The organism is Luteibacter sp. ME-Dv--P-043b, assembly GCF_030209605.1.
Classification (GTDB): Bacteria; Pseudomonadota; Gammaproteobacteria; order Xanthomonadales; family Rhodanobacteraceae; genus Luteibacter.
Genome location: NZ_JARVRT010000003.1, coordinates 123,136 through 145,509, shown reverse-complemented (window position 1 = coordinate 145,509; position 22,374 = coordinate 123,136). Strand labels below are relative to the sequence as shown.

18 protein-coding genes, 1 tRNA gene and 1 pseudogene are annotated in these 22,374 nt (G+C 66.0%); 16 read left to right on the top strand and 4 right to left on the bottom strand.

Translation table 11 applies throughout. The features are described 5' to 3' along the window. Positions 1-414: 414 nt before the first annotated feature. Complete coding sequence (locus tag QRN34_RS02160) at positions 415-1,080, bottom strand: response regulator (protein WP_285401533.1); 666 nt, start codon at positions 1,078-1,080, stop codon at positions 415-417. A 189-nt stretch (positions 1,081-1,269) separates the two neighbouring features. Between QRN34_RS02160 and QRN34_RS02155 the strand changes: the two genes are divergently transcribed. The 11 genes and pseudogenes from QRN34_RS02155 (at position 1,270) to QRN34_RS02105 (ending at position 13,237) form a co-directional block, all read left to right on the top strand. After that, complete coding sequence (locus QRN34_RS02155; protein WP_285401531.1) at positions 1,270-2,544, top strand: HlyD family efflux transporter periplasmic adaptor subunit; 1,275 nt, start codon at positions 1,270-1,272, stop codon at positions 2,542-2,544. Continuing rightward, positions 2,541-4,682, top strand: coding sequence for a peptidase domain-containing ABC transporter (locus QRN34_RS02150; RefSeq protein ID WP_285401529.1), 2,142 nt, complete (start codon positions 2,541-2,543; stop codon positions 4,680-4,682). Before QRN34_RS02155 ends, QRN34_RS02150 begins: the two co-directional genes overlap by 4 nt. A gap of 2 nt (positions 4,683-4,684) precedes the next feature. Then, positions 4,685-5,263, top strand: coding sequence for a hypothetical protein (locus QRN34_RS02145; protein ID WP_285401527.1), 579 nt, complete (start codon positions 4,685-4,687; stop codon positions 5,261-5,263). A gap of 32 nt (positions 5,264-5,295) precedes the next feature. After that, positions 5,296-6,201: a hypothetical protein gene (locus tag QRN34_RS02140; RefSeq protein ID WP_285401525.1), complete on the top strand. Its 906-nt coding sequence runs from the start codon at positions 5,296-5,298 to the stop codon at positions 6,199-6,201. After that, on the top strand, positions 6,198-7,901 hold the full coding sequence (locus QRN34_RS02135) for a PQQ-binding-like beta-propeller repeat protein (RefSeq protein WP_285401523.1): 1,704 nt from the start codon (positions 6,198-6,200) through the stop codon (positions 7,899-7,901). The genes QRN34_RS02140 and QRN34_RS02135 overlap by 4 nt, the downstream gene beginning before the upstream one ends. A gap of 30 nt (positions 7,902-7,931) precedes the next feature. Then, positions 7,932-8,843 (top strand): hypothetical protein, encoded by a 912-nt coding sequence (locus tag QRN34_RS02130; protein ID WP_285401521.1) that lies wholly within the window; start codon positions 7,932-7,934, stop codon positions 8,841-8,843. Positions 8,844-8,905: 62 nt separating this feature from the next. Then, entirely contained in the window at positions 8,906-9,595 is a 690-nt protein-coding gene (locus QRN34_RS02125) for a secreted signal peptide protein (protein ID WP_285401520.1), read from the top strand. A gap of 91 nt (positions 9,596-9,686) precedes the next feature. Then, the gene (locus tag QRN34_RS02120) at positions 9,687-9,920 is read left to right on the top strand and encodes a hypothetical protein (protein ID WP_285401519.1); all 234 of its coding nucleotides are present in this window, start codon (positions 9,687-9,689) and stop codon (positions 9,918-9,920) included. 32 nt (positions 9,921-9,952) lie between these two features. Further along, positions 9,953-10,516 (top strand): annotated as a pseudogene (gene tmk / locus QRN34_RS02115) (dTMP kinase); the annotation flags it as partial. Positions 10,517-10,614: 98 nt separating this feature from the next. Continuing rightward, on the top strand, positions 10,615-11,823 hold the full coding sequence (locus QRN34_RS02110; protein ID WP_285401518.1) for a GAF domain-containing sensor histidine kinase: 1,209 nt from the start codon (positions 10,615-10,617) through the stop codon (positions 11,821-11,823). A 97-nt stretch (positions 11,824-11,920) separates the two neighbouring features. Then, positions 11,921-13,237: a methyl-accepting chemotaxis protein gene (locus tag QRN34_RS02105; RefSeq protein ID WP_285401516.1), complete on the top strand. Its 1,317-nt coding sequence runs from the start codon at positions 11,921-11,923 to the stop codon at positions 13,235-13,237. A gap of 3 nt (positions 13,238-13,240) precedes the next feature. Here QRN34_RS02105 and QRN34_RS02100 read toward each other — a convergent pair whose 3' ends face one another. Both QRN34_RS02100 and QRN34_RS02095 read right to left on the bottom strand, forming a co-directional pair. Beyond that, positions 13,241-13,603 carry a hypothetical protein gene (locus tag QRN34_RS02100; protein WP_285401514.1) on the bottom strand — a complete coding sequence of 121 codons (363 nt, stop codon included), beginning with the start codon at positions 13,601-13,603 and terminating at the stop codon, positions 13,241-13,243. 101 nt (positions 13,604-13,704) lie between these two features. Further along, positions 13,705-15,660: an SUMF1/EgtB/PvdO family nonheme iron enzyme gene (locus QRN34_RS02095; protein WP_285401512.1), complete on the bottom strand. Its 1,956-nt coding sequence runs from the start codon at positions 15,658-15,660 to the stop codon at positions 13,705-13,707. Between the two features lie 112 nt (positions 15,661-15,772). Between QRN34_RS02095 and rnd the strand changes: the two genes are divergently transcribed. Continuing rightward, positions 15,773-16,900 carry a ribonuclease D gene (gene rnd / locus QRN34_RS02090; protein ID WP_285401511.1) on the top strand — a complete coding sequence of 376 codons (1,128 nt, stop codon included), beginning with the start codon at positions 15,773-15,775 and terminating at the stop codon, positions 16,898-16,900. 146 nt (positions 16,901-17,046) lie between these two features. On the opposite strand, the gene QRN34_RS02085 is transcribed toward rnd, so the two are convergent. Beyond that, positions 17,047-17,238: a hypothetical protein gene (locus tag QRN34_RS02085; protein WP_285401509.1), complete on the bottom strand. Its 192-nt coding sequence runs from the start codon at positions 17,236-17,238 to the stop codon at positions 17,047-17,049. A gap of 930 nt (positions 17,239-18,168) precedes the next feature. Here QRN34_RS02085 and QRN34_RS02080 point away from each other — a divergent pair. The 4 genes from QRN34_RS02080 (at position 18,169) to pgaA (ending at position 22,373) form a co-directional block, all read left to right on the top strand. After that, a tRNA-Ala gene (locus tag QRN34_RS02080) sits at positions 18,169-18,244 on the top strand. Between the two features lie 133 nt (positions 18,245-18,377). Beyond that, positions 18,378-19,802, top strand: coding sequence for a chloride channel protein (locus QRN34_RS02075; protein ID WP_345782878.1), 1,425 nt, complete (start codon positions 18,378-18,380; stop codon positions 19,800-19,802). After that, complete coding sequence (locus QRN34_RS02070) at positions 19,799-20,296, top strand: low molecular weight protein-tyrosine-phosphatase (protein WP_285401507.1); 498 nt, start codon at positions 19,799-19,801, stop codon at positions 20,294-20,296. The genes QRN34_RS02075 and QRN34_RS02070 overlap by 4 nt, the downstream gene beginning before the upstream one ends. A gap of 1 nt (position 20,297) precedes the next feature. Continuing rightward, complete coding sequence (pgaA, locus tag QRN34_RS02065) at positions 20,298-22,373, top strand: poly-beta-1,6 N-acetyl-D-glucosamine export porin PgaA (RefSeq protein ID WP_285401505.1); 2,076 nt, start codon at positions 20,298-20,300, stop codon at positions 22,371-22,373. Position 22,374 lies beyond the last annotated feature (1 nt).

The window sequence follows — 22,374 nt, the reverse complement described above, 5'->3', positions numbered from 1 at the left end:
CCGCATAATCCACGTGTTGTAACGTTTTGCGTCGGCCCGAGTGGTGAAACTGGTAGACGCAGGGGACTCAGACCAGAAATTGAGCCCTCAGGGGGAAACCCCCGAGGTGAAGCCCGTCAAACTCGGCGAAGGCCCTGGACGCAAGTCCGAGCTAATACCGAGCCAAGCCCCGGCACCGAAAGGTCCGGCGGAAGGTGTAGAGAGCAGACGGCGGGCACCTAAGGCAAAGCGATCCAACGCGGCGCTACGGTGAAGGCGTGCTCCAGACCACGAACGTCGCTTTCGCAAGGAAGTGTCGGCGGCGAAAGCCGAAGTGGTACGAAAATCCCCCGCCGCAAGGCGTGCCGGTTCGATTCCGGCCTCGGGCACCAAACATGAAAACCACTTCCGTCTTGCGGGGGTGGTTTTTTTTCGTCAGTTCGCGTGTTCGAGGCGATAGCCTTCGCCGCGCACGGTACGCACCATCACGCTGGCGCCCAGCTTGACGCGCAGGCGCGACACCTGCATCTCCACGGCGTTGATGGACGAGTCGCAGTCCCACGATGCGATAGCGTGCAGCAGTTTTTCCTTGCTCACGACATGACCCACCCGCAACGCCAGCGATTCCAGGACGCACCATTCGCGACGGGTCAGTTCGACCGGCACCTTGTCCACGGATGCCATGCGTCCGGAAAGATCCATGTGAAGTCCGCCCACGCGCAGCTCGGAGCTGGCCAGCGTACGCACGCGCCGGACCACCACACGACAGCGCGCCGCCAGTTCCAGCAGGGAAAACGGCTTGACGAGGACATCGTCGGCGCCCAGATCCAACGTCACGATGCGATCGGAAACGCAGTCGCGTGCAGCCACCATCACCACCGGCAACATATTGCCGGATTTGCGTAGTGCCTTGAGGAAACCGTTGCCACCGTCTCCAGGCAGGCCTGTATCGACCACCGCCAGATCGAAATCGCCTACCGCCAGCGATGCCCTCGCCTGCTCCGCGGAAACGACATGTTCCACGGTAAATCCTTCGTCGGTCAGGCCGCGGCGCATGGCAACCGCGAACGTCTCGTCGTCGTCGACCAAAAGAATTCGCATCAGGCCCCCGCCCGCAAGACATCGTCGAGGGCCGCAGCATAGCGCAGCAAATCGTAAATTCGACACCGACAGATTCAAGAAAGATTCGCGTCAGAATCCCGTCAGGAAGTCGCGGCATCATCGAAAAAGGGGATCGATTCCGCCAGCGATTATCCGTGCTTGCGCGAAGACCGAAGGGATGGATGGGACATGGAAACCTCGCTTTTTCGCAAGCAACTGACCGACGCGGGCAGCCAGGAGTGGTTGGGTGTCGTGCGCCTGGCCACGCCAGTTTCTACCCAGGTATGGACGGTGTTCGCACTGGTGCTCGGGGCTGCCATCCTGACGTGGTTGTTCACCGGTCATTACACGCAGCGTGTCCACGTGACAGGCCTTCTGGTCCCGCGGGCCGGCCTGATCGGCATCACGGCGAACAGCGTCGGCATCGTGGATCGCGTGGCGGTGGTGGAAGGCGACCGCGTGACGAAGGGCCAGCTGTTGGTCGCCCTGTCCGGGGAGCGCACCAGCAAATCGCTCGGCAATACCGCGGCCGGCGTAAGCCTGCAATTGCAGCACGAAGCCGTCAGCCTGTCGCAGGACATCCGTGACACGCTCACGCTGCAAGGCAAGCAGGCCGACGACAATCGTACGCAGCAGGGTTTGCTGAAGGGCCAGCTGGCGCAGATCGATGCGCAGATCGTCATCCAGAAAAAACAGATGGCACTCGTCCAGGAACTCGTGACCAAATGGTCGGGCCTGGTATCGAAAGGCTATATCTCCTCGTTGCAGGTGGAGCAGGAACAATCCGCGCTGCTGGCCGACGAATCCCAGCTGAAGTCGTTGCAGCAGCAACGCTACAGTACACAGCAGCAGGTGACCGCGCTGGACGACCAGCTCACCCAGTTGCCGCTGGCCGTGTCGGCCAAACTCAACGAACTGCGCCGACAGCTGTCGCAGATCGAACAGGCCCTGGCGCAAAACGAGGCCAGTCGCGCCAGTGAATTGCGTGCACCCTCCAGCGGCATCGTGTCGTCGGTAACGGTCAAGCCCGGCGCGTCCGTGGCCATGGGGCAACCGTTGCTGTCGATCGTGCCGGACGGCTCCAACCTCCAGGCGCAGATCCTCGTGCCAAGCCAGGCGGTCGGTTTCGTGCACCCCGGCACCGATGTCACGCTCCACTACCCGTCGTTTCCCTACCAGAAGTTCGGCCTGCAGCATGGCGTGGTGACCAGCGTGTCGCGCAGCGCGCTCACGCCCTCGGAAGTCACGCTGCTGCTGGGCGGCGGCACGTCGCCCTCGCCTGATTCCCTGTACCTGGCCCACGTGGACCTGAAATCGCAGAGCGTCAACGCCTACGGCCACGACGAACCCCTGCGCCCGGGCATGGCGCTGGAAGCCGACATGCTGCTGGACCGACGACGCATCGTCGAATGGATCTTCGAGCCGCTTTACGGCATGGGCCATCGCTGGAGCAACGGCGCGTGAGCGACGGGCTGCACTTCGGGCGCGAACGCGCGCTGCCCAGCGTGCTACAGGCGGAGTCGGCCGAGTGCGGCCTGGCCTGCCTGGTCATGATCGCGGCGTACCACGGGCACCAGACCGACCTTCCAGCCATGCGCCGACGGTTCACGTTGTCGCTCAAGGGCATGACCGCGCGCCGCCTGCTCGACATCGCCCACACCCTGGGCCTGCAATGCCGACCGCTGCAACTGGAGATGGAAGAACTGGCCCAGTTGCAGACGCCTTGCGTGCTGCATTGGGACATGGACCACTTCGTCGTGCTGCGCCATGTGGGCAAGCGGAAGGTCGTGATCCACGATCCGGCCGTGGGCGTGCGCACGCTCAGTGCGGCCGATGTGGCGCGGCACTTCACCGGCGTGGCGATCGAGTTTTCCCGGGGCCCGACGTTCCAGAGGCAACAGGCGCCCCCGCCGGTATCCCTGCGCTCGCTGGCTGGGTCGGTCCGCGGGTTGGGGCGCGGCCTGGTTCAGATCTTCGGTCTGGCGCTGGTGCTGGAATTGTTCGCCCTGCTGGCGCCGCTGTTCATGCAGTTGGTCGTGGACCAGGTGATCGCCGACGGCGACCATGACCTGCTCACGTTTCTCGGCTTGAGTTTCGCCCTGCTGATCGTGCTCGAGACGCTGGTCTCCGCGCTGCGCAGCTGGACGGTGATGTGGTTGAGCACGCACTTCAACCTGGGCTGGACCGGCAACGTCTTCGCGCACCTCATCCGCCTGCCGCAAGCGTATTTCGGTTCGCGCCACCTGGGTGACATCGTCTCGCGCTTCGGCGCCATCGACACCATCCAGCAGACCCTGACCACGCGCTTCGTCGAGATCATGCTGGACGGCCTGCTGGCCAGCGTCACGCTGGTGGTGCTGTTCATCTACAGCCCGTTGCTGGCGGCGGTCACCATCGGCGCCGCGGCCATCTACGCGGGCCTGCGCCTGCTGTATTTCAGGATCTATCGCGAGGCCAACCTCAGCCAGATCACCGTGAGCGCCCGGCAGCACAGCCGGTTCCTCGAAGCGGTACGCGGCGTACAAACCATCCGCCTGCACAACCAGGAAGCGGCGCAGACCTCGCGTTACCTCAACGCGGCGGCGGAAACGCTCAACACGTCGATCGCCGTGCAGCGCCTGGACATGCTTTTCACCGCCCTGCAAGGATTGGCCACGGGTGGCCAGCGGCTGGGCGTGCTCTGGATCGGTGCATGGCTGGGGCTCAAGGGCCAGTTCACCGTGGGCATGCTGACGGCCTTCGTAGCCTATGGCGACCAGTTCAGCAGCCGCGTCGCCAGCCTGATCGACTACACCATCGAGTTGCGCATGCTGCGGCTGCAGGCGGAGCGACTTGCCGACATCGTCCTCACCGCGCCCGAGGCCTATGCCACCAGCGAACACGTAGGCCCCTTGCCCACGGCGGGGGTCGCTTTCCAGAAGGTGGGCTTTCGCTACGCCGAAGGCGAACCGTGGATACTGCGCGAGTGCAGCTTCGAGGTGCGGCCGGGCGAATCGGTGGCCATCGTCGGACCCTCGGGCTGCGGCAAGAGCACCCTGATCCGCCTGCTCCTTGGCTTGCTCGATCCACAGCAAGGTAGTATCGAGATCGGTGGCATGGACCTGCGCCGGCTGGGCAAGGCCACGTATCGCTCCATGACCAGCAGCGTCATGCAGGACGACCAGCTTTTCACCGGCTCCATCGCCGAGAACATCAGCCTGTTCGATGCCCTCGCCACGCAGGACGACATCGAAGCCGCGGCGCGCATCGCCGGCGTGCACGACGATATCGTCGCGATGCCGATGGGCTACCACAGCCTGGTCGGCGACATGGGCTCGTCCCTGTCAGGCGGGCAACAGCAACGGCTCTTCCTCGCGCGCGCCCTCTATCGTCGTCCGCAGATCCTGGTGCTGGACGAGGCGACCAGCCACCTCGACGTGGCCATGGAGCGCCAGCTCAACCAGGCGATCAAGGCCTTGAACATCACGCGCATCGTCATCGCGCATCGTCCGGAGACCATCGCCCACGCCGATCGTGTCCTGGAACTCGTCGACGGCGCCATACGCCCACGCGACGCGGCCGTTGCGCCGCCCGCCCGCTTCATCCACGAATCCACGAGGTAACCATGGTGTCGTCGCCGGAACCGTCATCCCTGAAGGTCGTCAACCACTTCCTCGACGTGGCGCAGGTGCCTGCGCTCATGCCGGGCCAGGCCAGCTGGTCGTACGGCATCTACCCAGGCCTGCTGGGAGACACCCATCCGTCGTGGCACACGCACCTGTGCGGTAGCCGCAATCCGCTGGAACGGGCGATCCACGACGACGTGCTCAACGCCACGCCAGGCCTGCAGGCGCTCAACGAGATATGGGTGCACATCCGCGAAGAGCTGGCGCCGGACTACGGCCTGGTGCGGGCCTATGCCAACGGCCATACGTACGGCATGGACGGTGAGGCACATCACACCGCGAAGCCGTCCGACCACGAACTGGTCGCGCTGGTCTATACCAATGCGGAATGGAAGGACGGCTGGGCGGGTGAAACGGTCTTCTACGATGCGGCGCGCGAATGCATTTCCGTCCGCCCGCGGCCCGGTCGGCTGCTGCTGTTCGACGGATCGATCGTGCGTGCTTCGCGGGCGCCCGCGCGGGAGTGCCCCACGTTATGCACGACGTTGTCGTTCCATATGCGACGCATCCGCCGCTGACCGGCGGGATGCCCTCCAGGATGAACACGACGATGCGACACAGTCCATGCACCCTTTCGCTGCTGCTCGCGACACTTTGGCTCGGCGTCGCATCGGGGCCGGCGGCGGCGGCGGCGGAACACATCGCTTCGCTGCATGGCGACGAGGGCGATGCGCTGCACATTCCGATACGCGACGACACCGGCCAGGCGTGGACGATGCAGGGACGCCTGTGCCGTCCGGAAGGCGTGACGCGTCCACGGCTGGTGGTCATCAACCATGGATCGCCCCCCGATGCGGCGGATCGTCCCCACATGACGCTGGCCAACTGCCGGGCGGAATCCGTGCAGTGGTTCATGCAACGGCATTACGCGGTCGTGCTTGCGCTGCGGCTGGGCTATGGCGCGACGGGCGGCCCGTGGACGGAAGGCTACGATGGTTGTGACAACGCCGATTACTACAAAGCAGGCATGGAGACCGCGCGCCAGATCAAGACCATCGTCGATTTCGTGACGGCACTGCCTGGGTATGCGCCCAGCGGCGTGGTCGTGGTGGGCCAGTCCGCCGGCGGTTGGGGCACCCTGGCCTACGACAGCATGCCGCATCCGCAGGTGGCCGCCTTCATCGACATGGCCGGTGGGCGCGGCGGTCACTTTCACGGCACGCCGAACACCAACTGCCATGCCGACAGGCTGGTGGAGGCCGCGCGTCGCTTCGGGACGACGGCCAGCACGCCGGTGCTGTGGATCTACACGCCCAACGACAGCTATTTCAACCCGGAACTGGTGACGTCGATGTACCAGGCATTCACCCAGGCGGGCGGCAAGGCGCAGCGCATCATGCCCGCCGCGTATGGCGACGACGGGCATCACCTGTTCTTCGGGCGCGGTGGCTCGGCCACGTGGGGGCCTCCCATCGAGGCCTTCCTCGCCACGTCTAACGCGTCGGCTTCGCCATGACACCCCTCGTTACACCCACCGCGGAATCGACGATGACCATCGAGGCGATCAGGAACACCATCCAGGCGATCGGACTGCACACGCAGGCGGAAAACATTCCGCTGATCACGAAGAAGGGCGGCGCCTATACCTGGCTGTTCGACCTGCGTCGTGTGTTCATGCAACGCGACACCCTGCTCCAGATCGCGCATGCGTTCTGGGAGCGCAACGCCGCGCGCGAGCCGTTCCAGCTTGGCGGCCTGGAAACCGCGGCCATCCCGTTGCTCACGGCGCTGATGCTCACCGCACCCGCGGAACGGGGCCCGGTCAACGGCTTCATCATCCGCAAGGATCGCAAGACCACCGGCATGGGTAACGCGATCGAAGGCGACGTGCTCGACCTGCCGATCATCCTGGTGGACGATTCGCTCAACTCCGGCAGCAGTGCGGAAAAAGCGCGTACCGTGATCGGCATGGCGGGGCACCGTCTCGCGGAGATGTTCGTGGTGGTGGATTTCGTCTCCCGGGCGGGCCTGGCCTGGCGCGACACCCACGGCATCACGGTGCAGACCTTGTTCACGCTGAAGGACTTCGACCTTCCCGACGACGTGCGCGCGCCCTTTCCCACCCAGACCTATCGCGAACTGTGGCGAACCGCGACACCCGGAGGCTTCGCGTTCCACGTCGTTCCCAAATCGGCGCCGCTGCTGGTCGACAACCTCATCTTCCGCGGCTGCGACGCCGCGAAGATGCAGGCGTTTTCCGCCGAGACGGGCGGCCTGGTCTGGGAGTACGCGGTCACCGGTGCCGCGTACACGAAAAAAGGCATATGGTCCTGCCCCGCCTACCACGACGGCCGGCTTTATTTCGGCGCCTACAACGGCACGGTCTATTGCCTGGACGCGCACAGCGGCGAGGAAATCTGGACTCACCCCGACGGGGAGTGGGTCGGTGCATCGCCGCTGGTCGTGGCCCGGCACAACCTGATCTGTGTCGGCGTGGAATACGTGCGCCCCTGGGCCCAGGGCAGCCTGGGTGCCTACGACATGGATACCGGCGAGAAGATCTGGGAACACCAGGTCGAGAAACTGCAACACGGCTCCCCCGGCTACTGGCAAGGCGGCGACCTGGTCATCTGGGGCAGCGCCGATCACGAGACGCTGGCGCTGGAAGCCAGGACGGGCCGCATCGTCTGGCGTTTCCCCACGCGCCGCTCCGTGAAATACGCGCCCGCCGTGGACGAGGCGCGCAAGCTCACCGCCTTTGCCTCGTTCGACAAATCGATCTACATCCTGGATGTCGAAACCGGTGAAAAACGTGGCGAGTGGAAAACGGACGAAATCTGCTACACGACGCCCCTGTTCGCCGGCAACAAGCTGTTCTGCGGCTCGGGCGACCGGCACCTGTACGTGATCGATGTCGACACCATGCAGCTGGTGGCGAAGATCAACCTGCGCTCGCGCGTCTATGCCTCGCCGCGGCGGATCGGCAACCGGATCATCGTAGGCAGCAACGGCGGCAAGGTCTACGAGATCGACATCGACACGTTGCAGGTGAAAGGCATCCTGCAACTTCCGGATGCGGTGACCAACGGCGTAGCGGTTTCGCCCGACGGTCGGCGCATCTTCGTCTCGACCTATATGAACCACCTCTATGCCTTCGAGCGTCCGGACGATGCCGTGCAAGGCACGCAGCCACACGATCTGCGTGCCGTGTCGTAGCGCGCTACCCGGTCGAGGAAACCGACCCGTGTGGCGCTGCCCCTGCGCGGCGTGACACGGGTCAGCCGACGCGAGGACGGCTCTTTCCCCGCAACCATGTATCAAGGGATCACCATGAGAACGCTCGACATCATTGAAATCGATATGGTGGCAGGCGGTATGCGCGCATCCATCGGCGCCCATCCGCTGTCCACATCCATCCATCACGCCAAGGCGCACAAGAAAGTGCACCACGCCAAGAAGGCGCACCACCATGCGGCGATCCACAAGGCCGGTGCGGTGCACACCACCAACGAGTACGAGGAGCCGATCGCTGAGGGTGGCGAAGGCGGTGAGGGTGGCGAAGGCGGCGAAGGTGGTGAAGGTGGTGAGGGTGGAGAAGGCGGTGAGGGAGGTGAAGGCGGCGAAGGCGGCGAGGGAGATGGTGGCGAGGGTGACGGCGGCGACGGTGATGGTGGCGATGGCGACGGCGGCGAAGGCGACGGTGGCGCCGGCAGCAATGCCAACCCGGCCACAGCCGCATCGGCGTCCGGCACGACCGTAACCTACACGGCCGCCGACGGTTCCACGCAGTCCATCACGGGGACCCACCCCAACCGCGACAACAACCCGCTCGACATCCGTTCGGGCACGGTCGCGACGAACAACGGTTCACTCGGCGACGATCGTGGCTTCGCCATCTTCGCCAGCCCGCAGGCAGGTCTGGATGCCGCCGTAGCCAACATGGACCGTATCAACAACAATGCGGGTGGTACGGCTACCCTCAGCCAGATCATCACCACGTGGTCTCCGCCTAGCGAGAACCCCACGGCCGAGATGATCACGACCATCACGAACAACTCGGGCCTGTCGCCCTCCGCGCAGTGGAGTTCCCTGACCGGTGCGCAGCAGAATGCCTTCATCACGGCCTACGGGCATCGTGAAGGCTGGCACGGGAACTGAGTTCGCCGGGGCCGGGAACCGTTTCCGGCCCCTCCCTTCCGATACGCCGCCTGGAGATTCGCGTGAGAAGCCACATCATCCCCCTGTACGGTCTGCTCGTCCTCGGCATCGTCGCCTTCCCGGTGCATGCCAACGGCATGGCGGACGATTGCGTCGGCGCCCTCCACCATGAATTCGCGACCGCGAACGACACCGTCGATACCAGCGCCCACGCCACCCTGCCCGATGCGTGCACGCACCTCGGCCCACTGGCGCTCGGCATGACCCGCAGCCAGGTCCTGGCCGCCATGGGTGCGCCGGACAAAGAGCGCACCGCGAAGGATCATCCCGGCACCGCCGACCTGCTTTATGTCTATCCCCGCGACCTCAACGCGCAGCTGGCCCGAAAGCCGGTGACCGCCGACCAGATCGCCTACAGCCAGCTCCGCGTCCGCATCCAGCAGGACAAGGTCACTGCCATTTCGACGTTTGCCAATGCCAAGGCGCCCTTGCCGTTCGCCCTGCTGGGACAACCGGCCGGAACGAAGATCGACGGCCTGATGGCGGCGTTGGGTGGCCATCCCCAATGGAATGCCAGCCGTGACTACGTGCAGTTCCCGTCCGTGCCTTTCGCGCTGAGCGTGGACCCGGATACCGCGGGCCTGGTCGGCGTGGATATCGCCGACCGGATGACCAGCCTGGCAACTTTCAGCGGCCAGGGGCTGAACCTGACGAAGGACAAGGCGAGCGGCCTGGTCAATGGCTTCCACTGATGCTCGCCGGCTACCTAAGTATTCCCTCACGAAGTTTTAACTCAAGCGGAGGCAAGAATCGCCTTCGGTGACACCGAAGGGGACATCAGGCATGGCAGTGGATGACACGACCCGGCACGAGGCGCAGCTCGACGAGCAGACGCGCTTTGCCCTGCAGCAATTGTGCTCGACCGCCTACCTGGCAGTCAGCAGCCTGAATGAGTCCGCGTGCGTGGCGCTGTTGCGCCGCGGTCTCGCCGTCCAGGACGAGCTGGGCTACTGGAGCGTCACACCCTCGGGCAAGAAGACGTTCGAGCGACTGGGGAAATCCGTTAGCGTGCGGTGAAAGTCGCCGGCCGATCGGCTAAAATCCCGGCCATGGCACCTCTCCCTATCCCCGGCGGTCTGCTGATCGCCATCGAAGGTATCGACGGCGCCGGTAAGACGACGCTCGCCCATACCCTTCGCGATACCCTTTCGGTCGACGGTTGCACGGTCAACCTCAGCAAGGAGCCGACCAACGGCCCCTGGGGCATGCAGATGCGCGCCTCGGCATCCACCGGCCGGCTCACCCCCGAGGAAGAGCTGCGCCTGCTGATCCTGGATCGCCGGCAACATGTAGACGAACTGGTCGCCCCCGCGCTGGCCCGCGGTGAGATCGTCATCCTCGACCGCTATTTCCCGTCTAACGTGGCCTACCAGGGCGCTGCCGGCCTCGGCATCGACGACCTGATGCAGGCCAACGCCTTCGCACCCCGCCCCGACCTTCTGCTTCTGCTCGACCTTGCTCCGGAGGTTGGCCTGGCGCGCATACGCCTGCGCGGCGATAAGCCGAATCACTTCGAGACGGCGGACAACCTCGACCGCTGCCGTGCGATCTTCCGCGATATGGCCTTGCCGCATACGGCCCTCATCGATGCTACGCGTGACGCCGACGAGGTGTCGGCGGATGCGCTGGACCAGGCAAGGCAAGCCATCGCAAGGAAACGCGCTGGCGGGTGAATGAGCTTAACGCTTGTTCATACTGGTAGAATCGAGTCATGCCTCAGGTTCGCTCCTCCCTTGCCACCCTGGACGATCCCCTGATCGGGGCGGTGGCGCGCCTGTCGGTCGTGCCCCGTATCCTCGACGCCGTGGTCCGCCGCACGGGCATGCGTTTCGCCGCGGTGGCACGGGTCACGGACAACCGCTGGACGGCCTGCGCCGTTCGCGACGACCTCGGTTTCGGCCTCGGCGCCGGCGACGATCTCGCACTGGGCAGCACCATCTGCGACGAGATCCGCCAGCACCATGAGCCGGTGGTGTTCGGCCATGCCAGCGCCCATCCGGTTTACGCCGACCACCACACGCCACGCTTCTACAAGCTCGAAAGCTATGCCTCGGTGCCGATCTTCACGGTGGATGGCCAGTTCTTCGGCACCCTGTGCGCCATCGATTCGCGCCCGGTCACCCTCGACGAGAAAGGTCTTGCCGCCGAGATGACCCTGTTCGGCGAGTTGATCGCCGCCCAGCTGGCGCTGGAGGACCGGGTGAATGACGCGGAACAGGCGCTGCGGGAAGAGGTGGACGACGGCGTGCTACGGGAGCAGTTCCTTGCCGTGGTCGGGCACGACCTGCGCAGCCCGGTGCAGGCCGCCGGCATGGCTGCCGAGTCGCTGCAGTCGATGAACCTGCCGCCACGCGCGCAACGCCTGGCCGGGCTCATTGCGGCCAGCACGCGCCGCATGGCGGACCTCATCGACGACGTGATGGATTTCGCCCGCGCGCGGCTGGCGGCGGGCATCCCCGTGACGACGCAGGTACGCGACGACTTGGCCGAGGCCGCGGAGCGCGTGCTGGCGGAGATTCGCCAGGCGCATCCCGAGGCGGATATCCGCGCGAGCTGGAGCGTGAACCGTCCGCTCCGCTTCGACCTCAAGCGCATGCAGCAGCTCATCGCCAACCTGGTCAACAACGCGATCACCCATGGCGATACCCGTCGGCCCATCCTGGTCGAAGGCAAGGACGAGGGTTGCGCGGTGACGCTGGCGGTCACCAACTTCGGTGACCCGATCGATCCGCAGACGCTGGATCGCCTGTTCCATCCGTTCTTCCGGCCGGATAGTTCACAGCCCCGGCCCGGCCTGGGTCTGGGCCTGTACATCGCCTCGGAAATCGCCCGCGGCCATGGCGCGACGCTCACGGTGACCTCGTCGAAGGAGGCGGGCACCTGCTTCATGTTCCGGATGCCGACGACGCTCCGAACCTGAACGAAAAGGTAGCGAACCTACCGATTCCATCACTTTTATTCTTAAGTAAGCCCATGTACCGCCGATAAGTGACGCAAGTCACACTTCAGGCTTTTCGATGATTCGCCATTGGTTCGAGAGACATCGCGCCTCCCAGGGCAAGCTCGCCGCACTGGACAAGGTCCAGGCCGTCATCGAATTCACCCCCGACGGCCACGTGCGTCACGCCAATGCGCTCTTCCTCGAGACGATGGGCTACCGGCTGGACGAGATCCGCGGTGCCCATCACCGCATGTTCGTCGCCGGTGACGAAGCCGACACGGATGCGTACACGGCCTTCTGGGCCGCCCTGCGCACCGGCCGCAGCGATACAGGGCTGTATCGACGCCGGCGCAAGGATGGCAGCGACGTGTGGCTGCAATCGTCGTACAACCCGCTGTTCGATCGGGGCGGTCAGGTCGTCAGCGTGATCAAGTACGCCACCGATGTCACGGCGCAGCGCATCGCGGCGGCCGACATGGACGGCCGCCTGCAGGCGATCGACCGGGCCCAGGCCACTATCGAGTTCGACCTGGACGGCACCATCCTCGACGCCAACGAGAACTTCCTTAGCGCCATGGGCTATGCGCGTGACGAGGTGGTCGGGCGACATCACCGCATGTTCGTCGAATCCGATGAAGCGTCGTCGCCCGGCTACGCGGCCTTCTGGGCTCGGTTGCGCGAGGGGCGCCATGCCGCGGCCCTGTACCGGCGGCTCGGCCGCGACGGTCGCGTGGTGTGGATCCAGGCAACCTACAACCCCATCCTCGACTTCAACGGCGTGCCGATGAAGGTCATCAAGTACGCCACCGACATCACCGCGCAGACCCTGGCCGCGCAGACGCTGCAACGCGAGGTGGTGTCCCTGTCCGGCGCCGTGGTCGACAACGCCAGCAAGGCCGGCAACGCCGAGCAACTGGCTTCCGGCGCCCGGCAGGCCGCCGAGCGTGGCGGCGAGGTCATGCGCGACGTGGTCCGCACCATGGGCGGCATCCAGGAAGGCACGCGGTCGATCGAGGACATCCTCGAGCTGATCGATGCGCTGTCGTTCCAGACCAACCTGCTCTCGCTCAATGCGTCGATCGAAGCCGCGCGTGCCGGCGAGAGCGGCAGGGCCTTCGCCGTGGTGGCGGACGAAGTGCGCCAGTTGGCCGTGCGCAGCGCCAGCGCATCCAAGCAGATCCATCAGCTGATCGGCGATGCCCGGGGGCGCGTCGAGGAAGGCGCGAGCCTGGTCGGCACGGCGGGTCGAACGATGGACGAGATCGTCGCTTCCATCGCCAACGTGACCCAGGTGACCAGCACGATCAGCGAAAGTGCCGTGGCACAGTCCTCCGGCATCCAGCGGGTCAACCAGGCGGTGGCGCAACTGGAAGCGGTCTACGGCAACATCTGACCGTCAGCCCTGCGCATCGGCGATGCGCGGCGTGTCGACCGCCGGGTAATCGTTGCTGGTCTCGAACTCGGCGTAGGGGTCGTTGCTCTCGCGCAGCCCGGACAGCGGCACGCGCTCGGCCACGCCCATCAGGCGGGCGCGCAGCATGCTCACCTCACGGATTTTCTCAGAAGCGGCGAAGGAGTATTCGTCGGTCATGTCGAAGGCCGCCACCACGTTTCCCTCCTCGCTACGCATGATCCAGGGGCGACGCGCGGTGATCAGCCCGGCGCGCTGCATCACCTTGTAGGTCTCCAGAAGGATACTGACGACCAGATCGGTGCGGCCGGGAAAGGGGCGATACCCGACGATGATGGAAGTAGCCAAGATTGAGTCCCCTGAATGCGTTGCGCGGCTTTTCAGGAGATTGTTTCGCGAGGCTCGTCAGCGTCAAGTGATCCGCTAGGCGTATCCGGCAGAGAGTGGCTTCACAACTCGCGGACGACCCGAAAACCCACGCGCGCGCTACGCAGGTCGGAGGTCGCCCCCTGGCGGTAAGCCGATCGCACCATGTCCGGCGCGCTGCCCCACGAACCACCGCGGATCACCCGCCGCCCGCAGCCCGGGTTGACCCAGGCCTCCGCGGAACGCGGTGCCCGGATATAGTTGTCGTGCCAGCAATCGGCCACCCACTCGGACACGTTGCCGCCCATGTCGTAAAGACCGAAGGCGTTCGGCGTGAAACTCATGACCGGGGCCGGGCCCCAGAAACCGTCCTTGTAGCCGTTGAACGCATTGCTCCAGCGGCGGCCCGAGCCCGAACGGTCGTTGCCGCCGGTCAGGTTCTCCACGCGGGAACCGGGCGAGCCGTCGCCCCACCAGTACCGTGTAGTGGTGCCGGCACGCAGGCCGTATTCGAATTCGGCTTCGCTGGCCAGGCGGTATTTCTTGCCCGTGCGTTGCGAGAGCCAGTCGGCGTAGGCCTTGGCGTCGTTCCAGGACACGTTGATGACCGGCAGGCGGTCCTGGCCGGGCTTGCCGGCGTAGTCGTCCTGCCAGTTCGCGTTGGAGTCGTCCCGCAGGCCGCCGCTCTGCTCGTCGTAGACACTGCCACCCTGCATCGATACCGACTGCGGCACGTAGCCCGTGGCGCGGACGAAGTCACGGAACTGCCCGATGGTGACCGCGCTGCGCGCCATGGCAAAGCCCTTGTCCACCTGCACCTCGTGCACGGGTGCCTCGTTGGCGTCGTGGCCGCGCTCACCGTCGGGGGAGCCCATCAGGAAGCGCCCCGTGGGTACCACCACCATGGCGGGGGCCTGACCGGTGGAGTCGACGAAGCGATCGGCGAAGACCTGGCCGGGTTTGTAGCTGGCGTACAGGCGGGCATTGGTCAGCCGCTCGTTGAAGTCGTCCAGACCGGCGAGGTCGGCGCTGGTCTGCTGCGCCTTGTCGGCAAGCTGCCGGGCAAGCTCGAGATTGCCGGCGTCGAGGGCTGAGCGGGCCTGGGCCAGCATCGCCGTGGCACTCTGCCGGCGCATGCCCTCGATACGACCACGCGTATCCTGCAGCGCCTGCGATTCCGGCTGGATGACCGCGGCGGCGGCCAGGGCCGTGTCCGCTGCCGCGAAGTCGTTCTGGGCCACCGCCGCCAGCGCCTTGTCCAGCACCGTGCGCTGCACCTGCGTGATGCCCTGCTCCGCCACCGCATTGCCCTCGTCCATCTGCAGCACCTGGCGATAGGTGTCCAGCGCGCTGTCGCCGTGCGGCAGGTCGGCCTTGCCTTCCTGCAACTGCGTCGCCGCCTTGCCCAGCAGCGGCCGCACTTTTTCCAGCACGCCCAGTTTCTGTTGCAGCGGCGCGACATCCGCGGCGCTGGCGGGCAACGCCTTCAGTGCCGCCAGCGATTCGCGCGCCGCATCGGCGTCGCCCAGCGCGATGTCCTGCTCGATCTCGGCGGCCATGCGCGCGCGCACCTCGTCCATGCCGGCCAGGGCACGCTGGCTGTCCGCCTTCTCCTTGAGCACGGCGCCGAAGAGCGCGGCCGCGCTGTCCCTGCCCCCCACCAGGCGATCGACCGCCAGGGCCTTGTCGCCGCGATCGAGCAAGGCCGTCAATTCGGGCGTATCCGGGCTCTTCTGCGCCGGCAACACCCGTTCCGGGGATTTTTCACGCCGCCGCGCCGCGATCACCGCCGTCGGCGCCAGCATGATCGGCGGCCCTGCATCGAGTTCGGAGACCACCGCCCCAGCCGCCGCTTGCGGACGCTGGTCGAAGCCCATCGTGGTCGGCTGGCCCCGCATGGGCGAACGCGGCGTGTTCTGCGTGGTCTGGACGTGCAGCACCTGCGGGAAGAAATGGTAGAACAGCGCAAAACCGAGCAAGGCCACGCCCAACGCGCCGCCCATGGCGCGCTGTCGTCGAACGGTCTCGGTGTTGGGCATGGTGGGCGGTTCCGTGCGAGCCTGCTATCGTGCGCTGCAACCATAGGGAATCGCGCCCGGCAGGGCAACACGATACGTCGCCGCGACTCCTGACCGACCCCAAGGATCTTGCATGACAACGAGCGACCTCGCTCACCCCGCCCCCTGGATCGACCATCGCGAGGGGCTCGATGCGTGGCTCGCTCCCATCGCACCCTCCGCCGTCGTGGGGCTCGATACCGAGTTCATGCGTCGCAACACCTTCTACCCGCAGCTGGCCTTGCTCCAGCTCGCGCACGAAGGCCGATACGCCCTTATCGACCCGCTGGCGGTGCCGCTGGACGACGCCCTGGCGCCGGTGTTCGCCGCGCAACCGGTCGTCACGGTGATGCACAGCGCCGGGGAAGACCTGGAAGCGATGGCCCCGTTCCTTCCGGACGGCCCGCACACCCTGTTCGACACGCAGATCGCCGCGGCCTTCGTCGGCATGGGCCTGGGCATCAGCTACCGCGCCCTGGTGGCGGAACTGGTCGGCGAAGAACTGGACAAGGGCGAGACGCGCAGCGACTGGCTGCAGCGCCCGCTCACCGAGTCGCAGAAGCTTTACGCCACGCTCGACGTCGTCCATCTGCACCCGGTCCATGCGATCCTCTCCGAACGCCTGGCCGAACGTGGCAGGGCCCACTGGCACGCGGAAGACTGCGCCCGGATGAAGCGACGCGCCAGCCAGCGCCAGGGCGATGCCCAGCCCCAGCGTGGCTTCAAGGCGGCCAGCGAATGGGCGCCAGAACAGCAGGCCTTGCTGCGCCGGATCCTGCGCTGGCGGGAGGCCTCGGCACGTACGCTGGACAAACCCCGCTCCTGGCTGCTGGAAGACAACCACGCCCTCGATCTGGTCGCGTCGATACCGAAAACCCCCGCCGAGCTGGATGAACGCGTACGCGGTACCCGCGCCCTGCGCTCGGCACAGCGCCAGGAGTTGTTCGACCTGGTGCGCCAGCCGGTCACGGCGGACGAGGTGGAAAGCACCGCCGCCATCATCGGCCACCCGGTCGGTGACGCCAAACGCGCGATCAACGAGATGCGCAGCGCCATCGACACCCTGGCCACGCAGCTGGATGTCCCGCCGGGCCTGCTCTGCGCACGGCGCTCGATGGAAGAACTGGTGATGAGCGGTGGTGTGTGGCCCGAGGCCCTGGAGGGCTGGCGCCGCGAGGTGTTGCACGATCGTCTTTGCGCGCTGTTGCCGGATCGCGGCTAGGCATCCAACCAGGCATCGAACGATTCGTGGGTCGTAGTCGTTCGCCTTAGTGGCTGCACCGCGTTCGCCTGATGAAAACCGTCCTTTTCGGACGGTCAGGCATGTTCGGGACCGTGGGGCTGTGCAGGACGCACCATGCGTACCGATCAGAACCGGGCTTGCGTCCTTGAAGATGTTTGCGCGCCCCGCATCGCTTCAAGCTGATCGTTTTCCAGCCTCAACTTGCGGGCCTGCTGTTTTGCGAGTTCCGCGCGTGCACCGACCCAGCTGGCGCATTCCCAGATCAGGAACCCGCCGAAGACCATTGCGAGTGTCGCTACGCCGAGGATCGAATTCATTACGCTTGCTCCGTTAGTCAGTTATCTGGCTGCGGATGCATTGTCCCCAGCACGTGCGGCGCTAGCATCTGACAGGTGTCATCCATTGCTCGTCACGAATCTGGTTTAACCGGATGGTGCATTAGGGACCGGACGGTGTCATTTACCGGGTCAAGCAGAAAACCGTAAGGAGTACGTATGAATAGGTCCTGCGAGGCACGATTGGCTTTTGCCTTACTTATCGCTGCCGCAGCAAGCGCGGCACACGCATCCACACCGGACTGCCTATCGATGCAACAGGCTGCCGCGCAGGATGCGATATCACAGGCATCCCATGGAGACAGTGCGGCGAGGCTTCGCTCGGCAGTCCTCTCGAGAGATGACGCCGCATTTGACTCCGCCTTGGGCGAACTCGTTGGCCGGACTGATGAGACATCGACCAACGCGCTCAAGCAGGCATTAGCGGGCGCTGCCTGGATCGGCAACTCCCACGCGCTATCCGCCCTGCTCTCGGCCCGGGTAGATCCTGACGCAACCTCGCCACTGACTGCTTCGCCGCCCATCGTATTGGCGGCTCAATGCGGGCAAACCGAGGCTATGGCCGCACTCCTGACCAAGGGAGCGAACATTGCAGCCGGTTCCACTCCCGATCACGTCGACAACGTTCCGCGAGGGGCGTTGGAAGCCGCACTCGTCGGCGGCCAGCCGAAGACCGCGACATGGCTGCTTGATCACGGATATGACGTTTGCCAGACGGGTGAGCGCGCGCGCATCGGCAGGCTGCTGTCCCATCCAGGCCTGAGCGCGGCATGGCCGGCGTCGCTAAAGGCGAGGCTGATATGCCAGGCACCTAGTGCGAAGTGAAGCGAAAGCCCACGCGGTAAGCTTTGAGACGCCTCGAAGTGACAATGTTGGCACTCACCAGATTCGCTGATATGATCCTCGGTACGTGGGGCGGTAGCTCAGCCGGGAGAGCGTCGCGTTCGCAATGCGAAGGTCGGGAGTTCGATCCTCCTCCGCTCCACCATGTCATTCCAGACAAAAGCACGCGGTGTCCTTCACCGCGTGCTTTTTTCATTTCAGACAGGTCGTTCATCTGCCAGCCAGCTACAAAGCGCGGTAACGCGTAGCCTTGTCGCATCCCTGTTCGGCTACCCACCATGACCGATCCCCTGCATCCGCCCCATGACCGGGCGGCCATCCCACTTGCGCCCTCGCTCGACCCCACGCTCGCGCAGGAACACATGCGCAGCCGGCTGCCGCGCGTCCGCCGACGCCTGGTCGCCACCACGCTGATCGCCATGGCCCTGGCTGCCTTCGTCGCGCTCATCGCCCATGCGCTGACGCGGCTGATCGCACTGGTCACGCATGTGGCGTTCTTCGGCGACTGGAGCACGACCTGGGTGAGCCCGGCGCACAACCACCGCGGCGTCTGGGTCATCCTGATTCCCGTCATCGGTGGCTTGCTCGTCGGCGCCATGGCGCGCTGGGGCTCGCGAGCCATCCGCGGGCACGGTATCCCCGAAGCCATGGAGCAGGTGCTGACCAACGAAAGCCGGATTCCCGCCCGCATGATCTGGCTGAAGCCGGTGTCCTCGGCCATCGCCATCGGTACCGGCGGCCCGTTCGGTGCGGAGGGCCCGATCATCGCCACCGGTGGTGCCCTCGGTTCCTTCATCGGGCAGTTGCTGCCGGTGACCGCGGATGAACGCAAGACGCTGCTTGCGGCCGGTGCCGCGGCGGGTATGGCTGCCATCTTCGCCGCGCCCCTCGCCGCCGTGCTGCTCAGCATCGAGATGCTGCTGTTCGAGCGTCGCGCGCGCTCGCTGGTACCGGTCGCCATGGCTGCGGCGACCGGCACCGCCGTCCGCTTCGCACTCGAAGGCCCGGGCCCCGTGTTCCCGATGGCGGCGCTGCTGCCCGCCTCGGTCACGGCGCTGGCGGTCTACACCCTGCTGGGCCTGCTGTTCGGCGTGATCGGCGTCGGCGTGACCCGGCTGGTATACGGTCTGGAAGACCTCTTCGAGCGCCTGCCGATTCACTGGATGTGGTGGCCGGCCATCGGCGGTATCGCCGTGGGTGTGGTGGGTTACCTGGTGCCCTCCACGCTGGGCGTGGGCTACGAGAACATCGTCGCCGTGATCGGCGGCCACCTTGGTCTCGGCGCGCTGGCACTGCTCGCCTTCGCCAAGCTGGTGTCGTGGTCGATCGCGCTGGGCAGCGGTACGTCGGGCGGCACGCTCGCACCCTTGTTCACCATCGGTGGCGCACTCGGCGGATTGCTCGGCATCTTCCTCGCCCACTGGCCCATCGCCCAGGTCGACCCCCGCATGGCCGCGCTCGTGGGCATGGCGGCGCTGTTCGCGGGGGCGGCACGCGCCATGCTGACCGCCGCGGTGTTCGTGTTCGAAACCACCATGCAGCCCCATGCGCTGCTGCCGTTGCTCGCCGCAAGCGTGGCCGCCTATCTCGTCTCGGGTCTGCTGATGCAGCACACGATCATGACCGAGAAGATTGCCCGTCGCGGTGTGCACGTGCCCACCGACCTCGTTCCCGAACACCCGTTGCACCAAGGTAACGCATGACACATACACCCTCCGTCCTGTTCGTCTGCACGGGCAACATCTGCCGCTCACCCACGGCCCACGCGCTGCTGCTGCACAAGGCCGCCGCCTTGCAGTGGGACGTCCGCGTGGACAGCGCCGCCGTTACCGGCGAGGAAATCGGCAATCCGCCGGACCCTCGCGCCCTGACCGAACTGAAGCGTCGCGGCGTCGCCATGCCGGCGCACCGCGCCCGGCGCGTCGTGCCGAGCGACTTCACCGACTACGATCTGGTGCTGGGCATGACCGCCAGCCACGTACACGCGCTACGGCGCATGGCGACGAATGCCGAGGAAAAGATCGGACTGCTGATGGATTTCACCGAGGACGCCAAAGGCGTCGACGTGCCCGACCCCTGGTATGGCTCGGCAAAGGACTTCGCACACGCGTTCGACATGATCGAACACGGCATCGATGGCGTCATACACCGGCTTCGCAGCCTCGACGCCGGGAATGCTACAACTGCCGAATCATAGGATGGCATGGGAATCGATGGTCTTACCCGGCAAGGGTCGTAAGCGCGACGCACGCCTGCGCATGGCATGGCTGCTGGCCCTCTACGGACCGTTCGCAGCGGCGACGGCTTCTACGACAGCCCTGGAGCGCGATGCCCTGATGGCCAGTGCACGCCACGAGCGCAGCGCGGGACATCGCGTCGACGCCCTGGCGCATTGCCAGGCCGTGCTCGACCGCTGGCCGGGGGATGCCGAGGCACAGGCACTGAACGTCGCTTTGCTGACGGAGATGGGCGCCACCACGCTTGCCCGGGAACGGGCGGCACGCCTGCAGCCCCCGCTCTCGCCAGCGGACCGTCACCGCCTGGATGCCGACGATGTCGCCCACGAGATCCGCTGGGCCAACGGCGAACCCGCCAACCCGCGAAACCCGTATGCCGAGGCGGATCGGGCCGTTGCCGACGCGCGGCGCCTCGCGGACGATCCAAAACTCGATCCGGCACTGCGCCTGCGCGCTGAACTGGACCTGCTGGTCGCCCTCGATCATGCCGGCCGTACCGATGAAGTCGTCACGCGCTACGACGTGCTGCGCCAGCGCCACGTGGTACTGCCGCCCTACGTGGAGCGCGCGGTGGCCGACGCCCTGCTCGGGAAGCGTCGCCCGCATGAGGCCGTCACCCTTTACGAGGACAGCCTTGCCAGGGACCCCGGCCCCTACGACGCGGCGGACAGCGAACCGCGCATCGGGCTGATGTACGCCTATCTCGAATCCGGCCGAACCCGGGACGCGATCCGCACTATCGACGCCGTGGTGGCGAAGGAGCCGAAGTGGATCCGTGTCCCCGGCATCCGCCTGCCTATCCAGAATCCGCGGCGGGTAGATGCCGATCTCAATGCCGCTACCTTGCGCGAATACGTCGATATGCCGGCCGAGGCGCATGCGCGCCTGGCAGCGATGAGTCGCGAGGCCCCTGCCAACGCACAGATCCGTCGCGAACTGGGCATGGTGGAGATGGCCCGCGGCTGGCCCCGTCGCGCGCAGGCGGACTTCAACATCGCCGGCACCCTGGATCGTCGCGACATCGGTGCATACCTCGGCGAAGCCGAGGCCGCGCGGGCACTAAACGATTACGCCAGCGTCGACGAAGACCTGGCCGTGGCCCAGACACTGGCCGACCGCAATGGCCGTGTCGCACGTGCGCTGCGCTCGTGGCACCGCGAGCGCGGCTGGCAGTTCGACATCGGCACCGAGCAGGGCAAGGGCTCCAGCCCCGATTTCGGTGATCGCGATGCCACCACGCAGGCCTCTGTCGCCAGCCCCTTGATCGACGACCACTGGCGCGTGCTGGCACTGGCGCGTTACTCCACCGCGGATCTGCCCGAAGGTAGCGTGCGTCGTTCGCGCGCGGGCATGGGTGTCATCGGCTATGCCCGTGGCCTCGAGGCCTATGTGCGCATCTTGCCCGCGGCCGACCGCTATGTCGGCAAGACCGCGCTGGAAGGTGGCTTCAACTGGACCATCGGCGATCACTGGGCCTGGTCGACCGACTACAGCACGGCGGGCGATGACGCGCCGCTGCGAGGGCAGTACTACGGCATCTCCGCCAGGACGCTGGACACCGCGGTCACCTGGAAAGCCAGCGAGCTGACCCAGGCACGCGTGGGCCTCTCGCGGGACAACTTCAGCGACGGCAACGAACGCCGCGCCTGGTCGGCCACCCTGACCCAACGGTTGCACACGGCGCCCAACCTGGCCCTGGATGGCGGTATCGCCGTGGGCGGCTCGATGAACTCGCAGACCGATCGTCCGTACTTCAACCCCCGCCGCGACAACAGTTACGCCCTCACCGCCCGACTACAGAACCTGCTGGGCCAGGTCTACGAGCGATCCGTGACGCAACGCGTGGACGTCGCCTTCGGGCAGTACGCCGAACAGGGCTATGCCACCGACTGGATGGCCACCGTGCGCTACGGCCAGACGTTCCAGCCGCGCGCCGGGCTGCGCCTGGGCTGGGGTATCGGCTGGCACAACCAACCGTACGATGGACGTCGCGAGCATCGCGTCGTGCTCGACCTGACGATGCACTGGGGAGAATGAG